Source organism: Apilactobacillus nanyangensis (assembly GCF_016861915.1).
Classification (GTDB): Bacteria; Bacillota; Bacilli; order Lactobacillales; family Lactobacillaceae; genus Apilactobacillus; species Apilactobacillus nanyangensis.
Window position 1 is genome coordinate 1 of the sequence record NZ_BOLX01000009.1, and the last position, 17,277, is coordinate 17,277.

The following is a 17,277-nucleotide window of genomic DNA, read 5'->3' on the forward strand; positions in this document are numbered from 1 at the left end:
CAGCTAATTTTAATTCTTTAGAAAACATAAAAGAACCCCTTAGGTTAGATTTCTCCAACTCAAGGGGTTCAGTTCACTTATCAGCGTCTTTTTGTTTTATATAAATTTATAGCGCTTTTTAGACGATTTCACTGGACAGAAGAGTAGATATGATTATACTTAATAATATTAGTTTGTGTACTATATAAATTTGTATCAATGATTAAATTGCTATTTTTATGGCCTAAAATCTGAATATTTTGTTACAATAAAATAAGTACGATTAAAAAGTAACTAAAAATTATTAATACATTAAAAAAACAAAGGGGAATAAAACTTATGTGTGGATTTTGTGGATATGTAAATCATAAAGATGTGCCTAACGACACCATTGAAAAGATGGCTAATCGAATTAAGCATCGTGGCCCTGATGATGAAAAGTATTTCCAAGACGATAAAGTATCAATGGGATTCCGTCGTCTATCAATTATTGACTTAGCTCACGGTGGCCAACCACTATACAGTAAAGATAAGAAGAAAGTATTAACCTTTAACGGTGAAATTTACAACTACCAAGAAATTAGAGATGAATTAATTTCTGAAGGTTGGGAATTTGAAACTGACGTTGACTCAGAAGTTCTAATTCGTGGATACGAAGCATGGGGTCCAAAACTATTGGATAAACTTCGTGGTATGTACGCATTTGTTATTTATGACAGTGCTAACAACGAAATCTTCGGTGCACGTGATCATTTCGGAATCAAGCCACTATACTACTACGACGATGGCGACGCATTTATGTACGGTTCTGAATTAAAAGCATTCTTATCAAATCCTGCATTCAAGAAGGAATTAAACCTAAAACTTCTACCAATTCACTTAAGTTTTGAATTTATTCCATCAGCAGAAACAATGTTCAAGAACGTTTACAAAGTAATGCCTGGTACTTACTTCATTCACCACATCGATGAAAAGAAGACTGAAACACACAGATATTACAAGTTCAACTACGATCACATTGATGAATCACAAACAGTTGAAGAAGACGCCAAGAAGATTGAAGCAATCGTTAAGGATTCTGTAAAGGCCCACATGATTGCTGACGTTGAAGTTGGTAGTTTCCTATCAAGTGGTGTTGACTCAAGTTACGTTTTAAATGAAGCTTCAAAATTAAAACCAATTAAGTCATTCTCACTTGGGTTCAATGATTCTAAGTTCAGTGAATTATCATGGTCAACAGATTTTGCTCAACAAATCGGTCAAAAGAACACACCAATCAAGATTACTGGTGATGACTACTTTGATTTCTTACCAACTATGATGTACTACATGGATGAACCACTTTCAAATCCATCAGCTATTCAATTATTCTACTTAGCTCAAGGTACTAGTAAAGAAGTTAAGGTTGCTCTATCTGGTGAAGGTGCCGATGAATTCTTTGGTGGTTACAACACTTACCTAGAAGCAATTCCATTTGAAAGATATCAAAAATACGTTCCTGGATTTATCCGTAGTGCATTAGCTAAGATGGCTACTAAGATGCCTCGTTTCCACGGTCGTCGTTTCTTAATTCGTGGTGCTCAACCATTGAGTGAAAGATACTATCGTGTTAACTACGTATACAACTACGATGACAGAAACAAGTTATTGAAGGACCCATCATTGAACGTTGATTCAGGTGCATACTCAAAATACATTTTTGATGAAGTAGCTGACAAAGACGAAATGACTCAAATGCAATACTTTGACATCAATGCATGGTTACCATTTGATATTCTACAAAAGGCTGACCGTATGAGTATGGCTAACTCTCTTGAAGTTAGAACTCCATTGGTTGATAAGAAGGTTGCTGAATTCGCTGCAACAATGCCAATTAAGACTCGTATTAATAAAGAAGGTACTAAGATTTCACTTCGTAAGGCAGCTGAACGTGCATTACCTGATAAGGTTGCTATGAAGGAAAAACTTGGTTTCCCATCACCAATTGCATCATGGATCAGAGAACCTAAGTTCCATGAAAGAATTGTAAGAGCATTTACTTCTGATGTTGCTGAAAAGTTCTTTAACACTGATGAATTGTTAAGAATTCTAAAGGAACACGATGAAGGTAAATCAAGCATGCAAAAGATTATGACACCTTACCTATTTATTCTATGGTATGAAGTATACTTCCCAGAAGATACAAATGCTGATACTATTAACAAGGTACAACTACAAGCATAATTTTTAAATCTTGATATAAGGAAGTAAAAACAATGGCTCTTGGAATTGATGAAATAAAGACAATATTAACTGAACATGGACTAATACAAGAAATTGTATCAGGTGAGGATGTTTCATTTGATGAAGTAACTTACGATTCCAGAAATGTTAAACCAAATACATTGTTCTTTTGTAAGGGTAACTTTAAACCCGAATACTTAGCGATGGCTAAGAAAATGGGGGCTACAGGTTACGTTGCCGAACAAAAGTATGATGAAGGTAATGGCTTAACTCAAATCATTGTGAATAACGTGCAAAAGGCAATGTCTCTAGTAGGCGCTGCCTTTTACTGCTATCCTCAAAATGATTTGTTTGTTATTGCTTATACCGGGACTAAGGGGAAGACAACATCTTCTTACTTTGCTAAAAGTATTTTAGATAACACCAATGACAATAAAACAGCATTGATTTCTACAATTGATACTGTTGTTGGAAACGAACCATCACAACGTTTTAAGTCACATTTAACCACTCCTGAATCATTAGATATCTTTAACTACATGAGACAAGCAGTGGATAATGGAATGACTAGTTTAGTAATGGAAGTTTCATCACAGGCATACAAAAAGTTAAGAGTCTACGGACTTCATTTTGATGTGGGAATTTTCTTAAACATTTCACCGGATCATATTGGTCCAAACGAACATCCAACATTTGCTGACTATCTACATTGCAAGGAACAACTAATGGTTAATTCCACACATTGCATTATTGATGCAGACACAGATTATATGTTAGATGTCTATGAAGCAGCTAAAGCAACTACTGAACCAGATAAAATTTATCTATTTAGTAGAGATAAAAAAGAATTTAAAGATGTCCAAATTGATTTCAACTTCTCAAGCATCTCAGACACAATCGATAGCAATGAAATTAGAGTAGTTGCTAATAGTGAAAAAGCTAAGAAGATGAATGTCGAAGATGACTACAAGATTGGAGTTGTCGGAGATTATAACGAATCTAATGCAATGTCTGCAATTATCGCAGCTGCCTTGGATAACGCTAGTTCTTCTGATGCCAAAAAGGGATTGAAGGATGTATTTGTTCCAGGAAGAATGGAATCATACAAATCCAAGAACAACGGTACAATTTACGTTGATTATGCCCATAACTACGCTAGTATGCATGCACTATTAGGATTCTTGAAGAGTAATAATCCTGATGGCAAAGTAATCGTGGTAGTAGGAAGTCCTGGTAACAAGGGACTAGATCGTAGAGAAGGTTTTGGAAAAGCTCTAACCGAAAGTGCAGATATCGCATTTTTAACTTCTGATGATCCAGCCTTTGAAGATCCAAAGGACATTATTAACGAAATAGATTCGTACATTAATCATGATAAAGTTGATGTTCATATTGAACTAGACAGAAAAATGGCTATTAAAAAGGCTATTCACGCCGGTGATAATAATGCTATGATAGTAGTTGCTGGTAAAGGAAGAGATCCTTACCAAAAAATCAACGGCGTAGATACTCCATACGAAACAGATCCCGTCGTGGTACAAAATGTTTTGAGAGGGATAGATAATGAGTAATTTAGAATCTAATTTTACAGTTGTTCTATTAGGTAGTGATTTCAATGCTTATGGAATGGCTCGTTCATTATACGAAAAATACAGAAAACCCGTGAAGGCATACGCTGAACAAGCACTTGCACCTACACGTTTTACAAAAATTGTTGACTTAACTTTGATTGATGGCTTTAGTGAAGATCCAAAATGGATTGAATCAATGAAAGAACTTAAGAAGGAATATGCATCACACAAAGAACCAGTTATCTTAATTGGTTGTGGTGATGGTTATGCTGAATTAATTTCAAAACATAAGAATGAATTAGAAGATGTCTTCGTTTGTCCATACGTTGATTATGACTTAATCAAGAAATTAAACAGTAAAGAAAACTTCTATAAGTTATGTGAAGAATACGATTTGCCATATCCAAAGACAAAGATTATTTCTAAGAATGACTTTGAAAGTGATACAAAGATTGAACAACCATTTGGTTATCCAGTCGCATTAAAACCTACCAACAGTGTTGAATGGTTGGATGTTCACTTCGAAGGCAGAAAAAAAGCATTCATTATTGAATCACAAGATGAGTTTGAAGATATAATTGAAAAGATTTATACCAATGGATATACTTCAGATTTGATTCTTCAAGACTTCATTCCTGGTGATGATAGTAATATGCGTACTTTAAATGCATACGTTGACAAGAACCACAAAGTTAAGATGATGTGTTTAGGCCATCCATTATTGGAAGACCCATCACCAGCAGCTATCGGTAATTATGTAGCTATCCTTCCAGAATATAATGAAAAACTATATTCAATGGTTCAAGGATTCTTAGAAAAGATTAACTATGTTGGTTACGCTAACTTTGATATGAAATATGATACTCGAGATAATACTTTCAAACTATTTGAAATTAACTTGAGACAAGGTAGAAGTAGTTTCTTCGTTAGTTTAAATGGCTACAACTTAGCTGATTGGGTCGTTAGAGATTACGCATTCGATGACTTATCAGATAAAGAAACTGTTTACGCTAATGAAAACAAAGACAATCGCTACCTATGGTTAGGTGTTGGCGAAGGGGTCTTCAAGAAATATGCTAAGGACAACGCAGACAAAGAATTTGCACTTCAATTAATTAAGAAAGGCCAATACGGTACTACTTTCTGGTATAACCGTGACAAGAGCTTTAAGCGTTGGTTATTAGACGTTTGGATTAAGCATAACTACGCTAAGAACTTCAAACGTTACTTTAGCGAAAAATAGGGATGATAAAATGAGACATTTCTTTTCAATTATTGGTGGAATGGGAACAGAAGCTACCGAAAGTTATATTCATTTATTGAATCAACGAACACCAGCTAGTAATGATCAGGAATATTTAAATTATATCCTTGTAAATCATGCGACTGTCCCAGACAGAACCAATTACATTTTAGACAATACTAAACCAAACCCATTGATTCCACTGAAGGAAGACATTAAGCAACAATCACAATTAAATCCTGATTTTTTTGTGATTCCTTGTAACACTGCTCATTTCTTCTTTGATGAATTACAGTCAGCAACTAACGTGCCAATTTTGCATATGCCAAAAGAAGCAGTTGCTGAAATTAGTAATGTGTATCCTAATGCCAAGAGAATTGGTTTGATTGCTACCAAGGGAACCATTTTCGATGGTATTTACGATACTGAAGTGCAAAATGCTGGATACCAAATCGTAAAACCAACTGAGCATATTCAAGAAGAAACAATGGATTTGATATACAAGTATGTCAAAGAACAAAATAAAGTTAACAAAGAACTATACCATCACATCTTAGATGAAATGAAAAACGAGATGGATTGTGACGTAATCATTTTGGGTTGTACAGAATTATCTGTGGCCGAAGAACGTGCTTCAGATCATGATTACCCAGTGATTGATGCTCAATCAGTCTTAGTTGACCGTTCAATTGAATTAGCTTTAAAGAACAGAGAAAAAGACATCGAATAATTCGATGTCTTTTTTATATTACATTATAGATGGTGATGCCAATCAAAGCTAAAATAACTACGATTAGGCTAATTACATTGAAGTTAATAAGGTGATTTTGTTGTTTGTTTGTATAGTTTAATTCTGTTAGACCACCAAGTAGGACGGCTAATACATCAGCAAATATTGCGGTGTAGAAACGATGATCCGAAACTCGAATGGTGATAACGATTTGGGTAATTAGTATTAATATATATATTATTCGACTAGCAATTAACCATTGAATGACTCTTTTTACTGATATTCTGGTAATACCAATTATGGTTACTGCTATATAAATAAATAACATTATTAGTGTTAAGCTAGCCCACATGATATCTCCTCCTAAAATGTATTTTATCATAAATAATTATAATTAAACTTGAATTAAATTATTAGAGTGATAGAATAACAACAACGTTAAAGGAGGTATGTTTTATGACAAGAAAAATTGGTATTATTGGAGACGGAAACGTTGGTGCAGCAGTTGCTCATCATATTGTCGTTTCTGGAATCGCTGATGATTTGGTGATGATTGATCATAATGAAGCAAAGGTTAATTCAGATGCCTTAGATTTTAGGGATGCAATGTCTAACCTTAAGTTTCATACAAATATTGAAGTTAATAACTATGCCAGCTTAGCTGATGCTGATGTTATCATTTCAGCTGTTGGTCATATGGAATTAATTAATGCTAATAAGGATAAACATGACCGCTTTGCTGAATTAACGGCAAATGTTGAGGAAGTTAAAGATGTTGCTAAACACATTAAAGAGTCTGGCTTTCATGGGATTATCATTGTAATTACTAATCCAAATGACGTCATTACCTCCTTATATCAACGTGAAACTGGATTTGCAAAGGAACGTGTTATTGGAACAGGTACATTGCTTGATTCAGCAAGAATGAAGAGGGCAGTTGCTGCAAAACTTAATATTGATCCTCGTTCAGTAATTGGTTATAACTTAGGTGAACATGGTAATTCTCAATTTACTGCATGGTCAACTGTTCAAGTATTTGATAAGAGTATTTTCGAATACGCTGAAAAATATAATATCGACCTAGATGAAATCGATAATGATGCTCGTATGGGTGGATTTACTGTTCATAGTGGTAAGGGATACACTAATTTTGCTATCTCAGCATCAGCTGTTAAGTTAGCTGAAATTGTTTTACAAGATGCTAAGACAGAATTAGCAGTTTCTAACTACCGTGAAGAATACGGTACATACTTATCTTATCCAGCAATTGTTGGACGAAATGGAATTGAAAAACAAATTGATTTAGATCTTCCAGAAAAGGAACAAAAGCAACTTCAAGCTTCAGCAGATTATATTAATCAAAAAACTCGTGAAATCAGCGATTAATCAGTAATTAGGAGAGATTAATATTTTCTAAAAAAAGCCTTGATATTAATAACGCGTTTTGATATTATCAATATCGCGTTATTTTTTATTAAGGAGGCAAAAAGATGGCTGAACCAAAAGAATTACAAATTGGCGACCACGTTTCTGCACCTAGATTCGGTTATTTAAAACATGACTTTGCTGGAACAATTGAAAAAGTATATGAAAATTCAGTAATGGTCTTTATCGACGAACACCATGAAGAAGATGGCATCGTCGTTAATGAATATAATAAGCGTGCGGTTGTTAGCAAGAAAGTTGCTAAACCATCAAAGAAAAAAACAGCTTAACAAACTTACCAAAAATTGTAACGTGTGATATAATGTTTTTTGTATCTGCGGGTATAGTTTAGTGGTAAAATATGAGCTTCCCAAGCTCAGGTCGCGGGTCCGATTCCCGTTACCCGCTTTGTCGCGTAAACCGACAGATACTGTTCGATAATAAAAGACTAGTAGACATATTCCATTAACAAGCGACGTCGGATTTGGTGAGAGCCGATGATTAGGGTATGTTGAATTCGCACTTTTTAGAATTATGATTAATTAAATAATAAAGCGGATATTTTATATCAAATAGAGTGGTACCGCGGGTTATTCCGTCTCTTACAATTATTAATATTGTAAGGGACTTTTTATATATTTATGGAGGTTTTGGATAATGGAAAACAAAGAATTAGTTGCTAATGCTCTTTCTAAAGCATTAGACAACGAACTATCTGTAGAAGACATTCTACCAAAAATTGAAAGACCTAAAGATTCAAAAATGGGTGATTTAGCTTTCCCTACATTTATTTTAGCTAAAAAGTTTAGAAAGGCTCCTCAACAAATTGCTGCTGATGTAGTAGAAAAGATTGATCAAAGTTCATTTGACCATGTTGAAGCTGCTGGACCTTACGTTAACTTCTTCTTAGATAAGTCAAACTTCAGTGAAGATGTATTATCAGCTGTATTAGACCAAAAGGAAAACTATGGTCAAAACGAAGATGGTAAGGGTGGTAACGTGACCATCGATATGTCTTCACCTAATATTGCCAAGCCTATTTCAATGGGTCACTTAAGATCTACTGTTATTGGTAATTCTGTTGCCGAAATCCTTCGTAAAAATGGTTACAACCCAATTAAGGATAACCACTTGGGTGACTGGGGAACTCAATTTGGTAAGTTAATTACAGCATACCTAATGTGGGGTAACGAAGAAGACGTTAAAAAAGATCCTATCAATAACTTAGTTAAGTACTACGTTAAGTTCCACAAAATTGATAAGGAACAACCTGAACTAGACGATGTTGCTAGAGATTGGTTCAGAAAGCTTGAAAATGGTGATGAACAAGCAACCAAACTATGGAAATGGTTTAGAGAAGTGTCACTTGAAGCCTTTGGTGAAATTTACGACAAGCTAGGTATTACTTTTGATACTTACAATGGTGAAGCTTTCTACAATGACAAGCTACAAGATGTTGTTGATTCACTACAAGAAAAAGGTCTATTGAGTAAGTCACAAGGTGCTACAATCGTTGATTTACAAAAATACGATTTAAACCCTGCTTTAATCTTGAAGAGTGATGGTGCTTCACTATACATCACCAGAGATATTGCAACTGCAATTTACCGTGACCAAACTTACCATCCAGCTATGAACCTATACGTTGTTGGTTCAGAACAAACTTACTACTTCAAGCAATTGAAGGCTGTATTAATGGAAATGGGTGTTCCTTCAGCTAAGAACCTACACCATATTCCATTTGGTCTAATTACTGTAAATGGTAAGAAGTTATCAACTCGTTCAGGTCGTATTATCCTATTGGACGAAGTATTGAACGAATCAATTGCAATTGCTAAGAAACAAATTGCTGAAAAGAACCCAGATCTTCCTAACAAAGAAGAAGTTGCTAAAGAAGTTGGTGTTGGTGCCATCGTCTTCGGTGACTTGAAGAATGAAAAAATTAACAACATTGACTTTAACTTAGAAGATCAATTACGTTTTGAAGGTGAAACTGGACCATACGTACAATACGCTCGTGCACGTGCCGAAAGTATCTTACGTAAAGCTGGTGACATTGACTTTTCAAACGTTGACAAGAAGCTTAACGATGCAGAATCATGGAACGTTATTAAGTTACTAAATGATTTCCCAGCAAGAGTTAAGATGGCTTGTGATGAATTTGAACCTTCAGTTATCGCTAAGTACTCATTAAGACTTGCTAAATCATTTAACAAGTACTATGCTCACACTAAGATTTTAGATGATGATGACCAAAGAGATGCTCGTTTAGCCTTAGTTAAATCAGTATCAATCGTCCTAAAAGAATCACTAAGATTACTTGGTGTTAAGGCTCCTGACGAAATGTAATTAAAAAAACAGGTTTAACAATTAGTTAAATCTGTTTTTTATTTTACCCATTATAGTTAATTTGGGTTAAAATAGTATTAATATCATCATCAGTGAAGGAGTAATCATACTAGATGAAAAATGATAAAAAACCAAAAAGTGCTTTTAAAAAATTATGGCACCGATACCAACTAACACGTTGGATTATCGTAATGTTTTTATTGATGTTTTTTGTAATGAGTGCCTACTGCACAATCATTGCAAAGACTACTCATGTTCAAGATTTACAGTCATCTTTGGAGCAATCTACCGTAATATATGATGGCAATAATAAAAAGGCTGGTAAAATCTATTCTCAAAAAGGAACTTATGTTGGATTTAAGAATATATCTCCAAACATTCCGAATGCGATTTTATCGACTGAAGATAGAAACTTCTACAAGGAACACGGTTTTTCTGTTAAAGGATTTGGTCGTGCGATGCTATTAATGGTCAAGAATAAAATTATGCGTCGTGACTACATTAGTGGTGGAGGAAGTACTTTAACACAACAATTGGTTAAGAATGCTTATTTAACTCAACAACAAACATTTAGTAGAAAGTTAAAAGAATTATTCTTATCAATCCAAGTTGAAAACGTATATAGTAAAAATCAAATTTTAACTATGTATATGAATAATTCTTATTTCGGTAATGGTGTTTACGGTGTTGAAGATGCATCAAGACGTTATTTCGGGATGAATGCTAAGGATTTACCTGTACAAGATGCGGCTGTTATCGCCGGTATGTTGACCAATCCAAGTGCATACAATCCTGTTGATCATCCTAAATTAGCGTTAGATAGAAGAAATGTTGTTTTGCAACTAATGGCTGATAATAATAAGATTAGTCAATCTGAGGCAAACAAACTAAAGAAGACGCCAATTCAGGTAAAAAACACTTACCAATACAAGGATGGTTATAAGTATCCATACTACTTTGATGCTGTAATTGATGAAGCAATTAATAAATATGGATTGTCTGAATCAGACATCATGAATAGAGGATACAAGATTTACACTACGCTAAATCAGGATCAACAAAACAGCATGCAAGATGACTTCGCAAATGATAGTAATTTCCCAAGCAATGCTTCTGATGGTACTAAGGTCCAAGCAGCTTCAATTGCTTTGGATCCAAGTACCGGTGGGGTAACCGCTGTGGTTGGTGGACGTGGCCAACATGTATTCCGTGGATATAATCGTGCAACACAGATTAAGCGTCAACCAGGATCAACCATTAAACCACTAGCTGTATATACTCCGGCGTTGGAAAACGGCTACAATTATAACGATATGCTTCAAAATAAGAAGACATCATATGGTTCTAATAAGTACACACCGGAAAATTACAACAATGTATATACTGGAACAGTTCCTATGTACACTGCATTAGCACAAAGTATGAATGCGCCGGCTGTATGGTTGCTTCACAAGATTGGTGTAGAAAAAGGATACGAGTCAGTTAAGTCGTTTGGATTACCTGTACAAAAGAAGGATAAAAACCTTGCTTTAGCATTAGGTGGTCTATCAACTGGTGTATCGCCTCAACAAATGGCTGGAGCATACACTGCGTTTGCAAATGAAGGTAATATGACTACACCTCATTACATTAGAAAGATTGTTGATTCATCTGGAAATGTAATTGTGAATAATGAATCAGTTACTTCCAAGAATGTCATGTCAAAGGAAGTTGCAAATAAGATGACTAGTATGATGCTAGGCGTATTCGATAATGGTACCGGGGCATCCGCAAAACCAAGTGGATACTCAATTGCCGGTAAGACTGGTAGTACTGAAGCCGATAACACGGGTGACTCAGATGCCACAAGAGATAAGTGGATTATTGGATACACTCCTAAGGTTGTTGTTGCTACTTGGGAAGGTTTTGATAATACAAATGCTGGACATCACTTAGAGAATTTAAGTGGTACCGGTGTTGGTCCATTATTTAAGACAGAATTACAACAAATATTACCAACTACAGGTAATAATAATTTCAGCGTTAAAGATGCCGCTTATATGGATTCACAAGAAAAGAAGGCTAATAGTTCTTCAGGTTCTAGTTTCTGGGATAGCGTTTCTGATGGCGCAAACAAAGTATCTAAGAGCCTTGGAAAAGGCTGGGACAATTTAAAGAAGAACGCAAATAATTGGTGGAATGATGCCAAAAAATTTGTTGGAGACTAAATTGACCAATTAATATAAAACGTCGTATCATTGTTATTAAGTGATACGACGTTTTTAGTTAAAGGAGTAGTTAAATTGAAATTTATTCATGCCGCTGATTTACATTTAGAGAGCCCGTTTAAGGGTTTGAAGAATGATGAAACTCCAAATGGATTATGGAAACAAATATATGATTCTACTTTCAAATCTTTTGAAAGAATCGTAAATGATGCCATCGAATACGAAGTTGATTTCGTATTATTGGCCGGTGACTTGTTTGATCGAGACAATCAAACCCCTAAGACTTATGATTTCTTTCAATCACAAATGCAGAAACTAAATGAACACAATATCGATGTATACATGATTTACGGAAATCATGATTATTTTGATATGCAAAAAGAATCTGTATCGTTTCCTGATAACGTTCATGTCTTTGGTAATGAAGTTGAAACCAAAACATTTACTCTAGATGGTAAGAAGATTGCCATTACCGGTTTTAGTTATGCTAATAAATGGATTACAGATAAAAAAATTGATGAATATCCAGTAAAAAATGATGTAGACGTGCAAATAGGGATGCTACACGGTGGTTTGGAACAAACAGGGGATCATTATGCTCCATTCTCATTAGAAGACCTTATAAGTAAGAAATATGACTATTGGGCATTAGGTCATATTCATAAACGCCAACAACTAAACGAAAGCCCATTGGTATTTTATTCTGGTAATATTCAGGGAAGACATAAGAACGAACCAGGCGATAAGGGATACCTACTAGTTGATGATGAAAGTGGAAAGATGAAAGCAACATTCCATGCCACATCATTAATTGATTGGTTAACTCTTGATTTAAATATGGATTTTGTTGATGTTGAAAGTGCCAAAAATCACATATTACAAGTTTTGATGGGCAATAAGTTTGAAAACATGCAATTGATTAGTTTGAACCTTATCTTTAATAACCCAGTTTCTGATGGTCAAAGACAGGACTTAGAATATCGAGTTATCAATGCGCTAAGTAAGGATTATGAACAATTAAATGCATGGATTTATGAAATTAATGTAAGATTGAGCAATGACCAAAAGATGTCATCAATTGACCAAGATATTTGGGATGAGGCACAAGCAAAAGTGTTCTCTGAAGATGAAATCAGTTCAGTTTCTAAATCGTTACGTAAGTATGATTTTATTGCACAACATTTGGATGACTCCAAAGAAGATTTAATGGAACAAACAAAAATGAAGCTGCTAGGTGGAAAGGAGGATACGGATGAAGATTAATAAGTTAGAAGTGCTTGGTTACGGTAAATGGCACGACGTATCCTTTGATTTTAATGATGACAACCTACAAATCATATTTGGTAACAATGAAGCAGGTAAAACAACATTATTAAGCTTGATTGAAGGTATTTTGTTTGGTTATGTCGACGGACGTGGAAGTGCGTATGAACAATATATTCCACGAGATACTAAATCATATGGTGGAAAACTGACAATTACCACCGATGACAATCGTCACTTTATTTTGACTAGAATTGCTGGAACCCACGGTGGAGAGCTATCAATTTACGATATCGATAATGATATGCAAACCTCAAATGACATTCTAGAAAAGATTTTAGGACCAATTGATCGAGATACCTTTGAACAACTATTCTATTTTGGTGACTTAGACATTAAACAAATCTCTAAGTTGAGTAAAAATGAGTTAGTTAGTCGGATTCAAAAAGTTGGCTTTGTCGGAAGTGATCAATGGTTAGAGCTAAGAGACAAGTTTGATAAAGAAGCAAAGGACTTATATGCTCCAACCGGACGTAAGCCACCTTTGAATCAAAAGCTTAAAGAATACGACGATTTATTGGACAAGATTGCTGAAAGCAAGAATAGTTTAAATGATTACAACCAATTGATTAGTCAAAAGAATGCTTTAGAAGCATCCATTAATCAATCTAAGCAAAAGGTTAGTGAGTTAGAAAAGAAACTGACTCAATTAAATCATTTCAAACAGGTTTGGCCAGTGTATCAACAACTTTCATCTTTAAAGCGAGATAAGTTTGAATTTAAAGATGGATTCTTTGATGACGATGTTAAACAATTTAATGAATTAACCAATCAACTATTCTTAATCAATCAACAAATTGATAGTATCGAAAAATCAATTAACCAATTGAACGGTTCGATGAATAACGATGATGATTTGAAGAAGTTTAATGAATACAAGACTGAAATTGATAAACTAGTTCAATCATTCTACAAAGTTAATGAACAAATCAATCAGTTAAGTGTTAACCGATCAATGATTAACGAAATTAATCGCCAAGATAGTCAACAAGTTGTTGCTAGCAGGGATGATATTGTTTCAATCGAAGGCATTAAACAACAACTTTCTGAACTTCAAACAAGAAAGCAAAAGCCATCTAATAGTTTTTCTATCATTGGTCTAATTGGTGTAGTTATTGGAATTGCAATGCTTACCGTATTACCAGGAGCATTAAAACTGGTTGGAATTATTGTATTATTGCTCAGTGGAATTTATACCGGATCCGTTAAGTTCAAGAAAAACGAAGATAGTAATTCTAATCAAGAACGTGACACATTAAATAGTCAATTAGTAGATTATGGTAATGAATACTCCTTTAATGCTGAAAATGTTGATGATTGGTTATCAGAACAAAAGTACTTAGCTCGTAAGACTAAAGATAATAATCAAAAGGCTAAGTATGAAGAAGAAATGAATCAACTAAATGAAGGTCTAAAAGAATACTTTTCTGAATGGCAACGAGTGTTTAGTGGCCTTAACATTAATGATTCATTTGATAATCAACTTTCACAAATTCGTACTTATCTAAATAAGATGAATGAAGAAAATGCAATTAATCTACGAAACAATAATCAATTGCAAAACTACTTACAACAAAAATCATCCTTAATAGATAAACAAATTCAGTATAAGAGGGATTACTCTGAATTCTTGAATACTAGAAAAGTCGAGAATGGCGATGAATTTAAAGAAATTGTGGAACAACAAAGAAGTCATTCAATTAAAGCAGCTCAACTACAGAACGTTAAGGATCAAATTACCGATGACGATGTAAAGGCTCTAGATACCTTTAATGATTTATTTGAATTGGACAATCAATTGAATTCAGCAGATGAAGCAATGACTACTGAAAAACAATCATTACTAAATGCATCTCAACAATTAGAAAGCTTAAACATTCAATTGAAACACGTTATTGCTGATGGAACCTACAACGAACTAGTGCAAAAGCAAAGTAACCTAGAAGCAGAAATCAATGAAATGGTTGATCAATGGATGAGCATGAAACTTGCTAACTCCTGGATTGATGAGTCATTAAACATTGCAACTGCTGATAGAATTCCGTTGTTCGAGTCCAAGGCAAAAGAATTCTTTGCAATCTTGACCGATAACAGATATACAGGAATTACTTACTACAAGAGTAAGTTAAAGGTGACTAGGGATGATAAGGTTCAATTTGATGCTGGAGAACTATCTAGAGGAACAATTGAACAACTTTACCTAGCCTTGATTCTGTCACTTTCTGTGGTATTTGGTAGGGACTATCGTTTACCATTAATCATCGATGATGGATTAACTGAATTCGATCAACAACGAACAGGTAATGCAATTAAGCTATTAGATAATATCAGCGAATCAATGCAGGTGATTTATGTTACTTGTGATTCTGATATTTTAAAACTAGTAGATGACAAATCAGTGCTAAATTTAAATGAGTACTAAAAAAGACTCCGGAAAATTCCGGAGTCTTTTTTATTTAACTATTATTTGCTGCTTGATGAGCTAGTTAAGTATGATGATAGGATGTTTTGTAAGTCCTTATCCTTAATTTCAACTCCACCATTCTTAAGAACCTTAGTTACAACGCTCTTTAGAGTAGTGCTGTCGCTTAACTTAGAAGTAGCGATTTGATCCTTTAAATCATTGATGTGGTCATTGTATGAACCCTTCTTAGGGTGGTTAACCATTTGGATGATTTGGTATCCGTATTGAGTCTTAACAGGTGTCTTAGTGTATTCGCCGTTTGATAGCTTGTAAGCAGCTTTTCTAAATGCTGAATCGATGCTTGAGTCAGTGTTATCAAATGGAGTTACACGACCTGACTTGTTCTTGTTTGAAGTGTCTTTTGAGTACTTCTTAGCAAGATCTGAGAACTTCTTACCATCTTTAAGTTCTGAGATAACTTTTTCAGCAGTCTTCTTGTCAGATACTAAAATTTCGTTAACAGTAACCTTTGGTTCGTAGCTCTTGAATTGTTTCTTTAGGTCAGCTGTAGAGTATGAAATGTTAGCTCTAACTGCAGCCTTTAGAAGTAGGTTTGATTTTAGTTGGTTCTTGAAACTAGTAGTAGTTAAACCTTGTTGTTCAAGTAAAGTTTCAAATTCTGAACCGTATTGACTCTTGTATTGGTTGTATTGAGCGTTTACTTCTGATGAAGAAACCTTGTTACCATATTCCTTGTTCAATACCTTGTCTAAAATCATTTGTTGTAGAACTTGTTTACCGTTTGAAGTGTTCTTCATGCTGCTGTAGTATTCGCTTTGGGTAATCTTACCACCGTTAGTAACGGCAACAGTCTTATCACCACAGGCAACTAATGAAACACTTAGTAATGCACCGGCAAGTCCAACTAGAACTTTTTTATTCATAATGTAATACACATCCATTTCTTTATTTTATCTATCATTAACTGATAGTTTTACGTTAACACATAGTAAATTCTATCACAAAAAAACTTAAGAAATTTTTAAATTTATTTGGTGATATTATTAATTCTTTGGTTAATTAAATCTACGTGCGGATTGATTTTGAATTGATATCCATCAATATCTCTTTGCATAGCTTCAATAGTGGGCTTTGACTTGCTAACCTCATCCTGTAATTTGGAAATGTTAGCAGTTAGCTTACTTTTTTGATCTAAAACGTTAGAAACGCCATTGATTTTATCTTTAGTAGATGAATAAATACTGTTGGCCAATTCTTTTGGATCACGTTTAGTAACAACTAGATAAGCGCCCAAACCAGCTGCAGATAATCCCAGTAGCTTTAGCATTGATTTAATCATGCTTATTCCTCCAATGAACTAATAATATTTGCTTTAATTTGTTCAAAAGCCTCTTCATTGTACTTATCTGAGTTGTCTTGAAAGCTCATAGAGAAGCCATCGTTTTCACTATATCTAGGAATAAGGTGGAAATGTGAATGGAACACAGATTGATATGCCAATTCACCGTTGTTATTTACGATGTTCATTCCTAGAATATCTGGAGCTGATTTTTGAATCGCTCTAGCAATCTTAGGAATTCTTGAAAATACTTGTTCAGCAAGTTTTTCATCATATTCGTAGATATTAGCAACATGTTTTTTTGGCACAACTAAAGTGTGACCAGGTGTAGCTTGTGAAATGTCCAAGAAAGCTTTCACATATTCATCTTCGTAAATAGTGTAACTTGGGATTTCACCATCAATTATTTTGCAGAATACACAATCACTCATATTATTCTTCCTTTCTTTGATATTACTGTGAT

Annotated in this window: 14 protein-coding genes and 1 tRNA gene; 11 read left to right on the forward strand and 4 right to left on the reverse strand. The window is 34.3% G+C overall.

What is annotated here, in order from left to right; genetic code table 11:
* Nucleotides 1-318: 318 nt before the first annotated feature.
* The 4 genes from asnB to JUD45_RS03905 are packed head-to-tail and all read left to right on the forward strand — an operon-like array spanning nt 319 to nt 5,746.
* Nucleotides 319-2,202, forward strand: coding sequence for an asparagine synthase (glutamine-hydrolyzing) (asnB, locus tag JUD45_RS03890; RefSeq protein ID WP_041152206.1), 1,884 nt, complete (start codon nt 319-321; stop codon nt 2,200-2,202).
* 32 nt (nt 2,203-2,234) lie between these two features.
* Nucleotides 2,235-3,773, forward strand: a complete 1,539-nt coding sequence (locus JUD45_RS03895) for a UDP-N-acetylmuramoyl-L-alanyl-D-glutamate--2,6-diaminopimelate ligase (RefSeq protein ID WP_203619705.1) — start codon at nt 2,235-2,237, stop codon at nt 3,771-3,773.
* Nucleotides 3,766-5,016, forward strand: coding sequence for a carboxylate--amine ligase (locus tag JUD45_RS03900; protein ID WP_308438516.1), 1,251 nt, complete (start codon nt 3,766-3,768; stop codon nt 5,014-5,016). The genes JUD45_RS03895 and JUD45_RS03900 overlap by 8 nt, the downstream gene beginning before the upstream one ends.
* Before the next feature lie 10 nt (nt 5,017-5,026).
* A complete protein-coding gene (locus tag JUD45_RS03905; RefSeq protein WP_138726432.1) occupies nt 5,027-5,746 on the forward strand; it encodes an amino acid racemase in 720 nt (239 codons plus the stop codon).
* Nucleotides 5,747-5,759: 13 nt separating this feature from the next.
* Here JUD45_RS03905 and JUD45_RS03910 read toward each other — a convergent pair whose 3' ends face one another.
* Complete coding sequence (locus JUD45_RS03910) at nt 5,760-6,098, reverse strand: DUF1516 family protein (protein WP_190238333.1); 339 nt, start codon at nt 6,096-6,098, stop codon at nt 5,760-5,762.
* A gap of 104 nt (nt 6,099-6,202) precedes the next feature.
* Between JUD45_RS03910 and JUD45_RS03915 the strand changes: the two genes are divergently transcribed.
* The 7 genes from JUD45_RS03915 (at nt 6,203) to JUD45_RS03945 (ending at nt 15,472) form a co-directional block, all read left to right on the forward strand.
* On the forward strand, nt 6,203-7,132 hold the full coding sequence (locus tag JUD45_RS03915) for an L-lactate dehydrogenase (RefSeq protein ID WP_138726434.1): 930 nt from the start codon (nt 6,203-6,205) through the stop codon (nt 7,130-7,132).
* 104 nt (nt 7,133-7,236) lie between these two features.
* Complete coding sequence (locus JUD45_RS03920) at nt 7,237-7,461, forward strand: hypothetical protein (protein ID WP_034531232.1); 225 nt, start codon at nt 7,237-7,239, stop codon at nt 7,459-7,461.
* 47 nt (nt 7,462-7,508) lie between these two features.
* Nucleotides 7,509-7,579, forward strand: a tRNA-Gly gene (locus JUD45_RS03925).
* A 249-nt stretch (nt 7,580-7,828) separates the two neighbouring features.
* A complete protein-coding gene (gene argS / locus JUD45_RS03930; RefSeq protein ID WP_203619706.1) occupies nt 7,829-9,520 on the forward strand; it encodes an arginine--tRNA ligase in 1,692 nt (563 codons plus the stop codon).
* A gap of 113 nt (nt 9,521-9,633) precedes the next feature.
* Complete coding sequence (locus JUD45_RS03935; protein ID WP_203619707.1) at nt 9,634-11,727, forward strand: transglycosylase domain-containing protein; 2,094 nt, start codon at nt 9,634-9,636, stop codon at nt 11,725-11,727.
* Between the two features lie 75 nt (nt 11,728-11,802).
* Complete coding sequence (locus JUD45_RS03940; RefSeq protein ID WP_203619708.1) at nt 11,803-12,990, forward strand: metallophosphoesterase family protein; 1,188 nt, start codon at nt 11,803-11,805, stop codon at nt 12,988-12,990.
* Nucleotides 12,980-15,472 (forward strand): ATP-binding protein, encoded by a 2,493-nt coding sequence (locus tag JUD45_RS03945; RefSeq protein WP_203619709.1) that lies wholly within the window; start codon nt 12,980-12,982, stop codon nt 15,470-15,472. The genes JUD45_RS03940 and JUD45_RS03945 overlap by 11 nt, the downstream gene beginning before the upstream one ends.
* A gap of 41 nt (nt 15,473-15,513) precedes the next feature.
* Here JUD45_RS03945 and JUD45_RS03950 read toward each other — a convergent pair whose 3' ends face one another.
* From JUD45_RS03950 to JUD45_RS03960, 3 genes are all read right to left on the reverse strand, one after another.
* Nucleotides 15,514-16,398, reverse strand: a complete 885-nt coding sequence (locus tag JUD45_RS03950) for a peptidylprolyl isomerase (protein WP_225434695.1) — start codon at nt 16,396-16,398, stop codon at nt 15,514-15,516.
* A gap of 104 nt (nt 16,399-16,502) precedes the next feature.
* Nucleotides 16,503-16,814, reverse strand: coding sequence for a hypothetical protein (locus JUD45_RS03955; RefSeq protein WP_203619710.1), 312 nt, complete (start codon nt 16,812-16,814; stop codon nt 16,503-16,505).
* Nucleotides 16,815-16,816: 2 nt separating this feature from the next.
* Nucleotides 16,817-17,245, reverse strand: coding sequence for an HIT family protein (locus tag JUD45_RS03960; RefSeq protein WP_034531222.1), 429 nt, complete (start codon nt 17,243-17,245; stop codon nt 16,817-16,819).
* Between the last annotated feature and the right edge of the window lie 32 nt (nt 17,246-17,277).

Coding starts and splice junctions, on each gene's coding strand:
- JUD45_RS03920 (WP_034531232.1), top strand. CDS start 7,237: ATGGCTGAACCAAAAGAATTACAAATTGGCGACCACGTTTCTGCACCT.
- JUD45_RS03950 (WP_225434695.1), bottom strand. CDS start 16,398: ATGAATAAAAAAGTTCTAGTTGGACTTGCCGGTGCATTACTAAGTGTT.
- asnB (WP_041152206.1), top strand. CDS start 319: ATGTGTGGATTTTGTGGATATGTAAATCATAAAGATGTGCCTAACGAC.
- JUD45_RS03900 (WP_308438516.1), top strand. CDS start 3,766: ATGAGTAATTTAGAATCTAATTTTACAGTTGTTCTATTAGGTAGTGAT.
- argS (WP_203619706.1), top strand. CDS start 7,829: ATGGAAAACAAAGAATTAGTTGCTAATGCTCTTTCTAAAGCATTAGAC.
- JUD45_RS03935 (WP_203619707.1), top strand. CDS start 9,634: ATGAAAAATGATAAAAAACCAAAAAGTGCTTTTAAAAAATTATGGCAC.
- JUD45_RS03905 (WP_138726432.1), top strand. CDS start 5,027: ATGAGACATTTCTTTTCAATTATTGGTGGAATGGGAACAGAAGCTACC.
- JUD45_RS03960 (WP_034531222.1), bottom strand. CDS start 17,245: ATGAGTGATTGTGTATTCTGCAAAATAATTGATGGTGAAATCCCAAGT.
- JUD45_RS03945 (WP_203619709.1), top strand. CDS start 12,980: ATGAAGATTAATAAGTTAGAAGTGCTTGGTTACGGTAAATGGCACGAC.
- JUD45_RS03910 (WP_190238333.1), bottom strand. CDS start 6,098: ATGTGGGCTAGCTTAACACTAATAATGTTATTTATTTATATAGCAGTA.
- JUD45_RS03915 (WP_138726434.1), top strand. CDS start 6,203: ATGACAAGAAAAATTGGTATTATTGGAGACGGAAACGTTGGTGCAGCA.
- JUD45_RS03955 (WP_203619710.1), bottom strand. CDS start 16,814: ATGATTAAATCAATGCTAAAGCTACTGGGATTATCTGCAGCTGGTTTG.
- JUD45_RS03895 (WP_203619705.1), top strand. CDS start 2,235: ATGGCTCTTGGAATTGATGAAATAAAGACAATATTAACTGAACATGGA.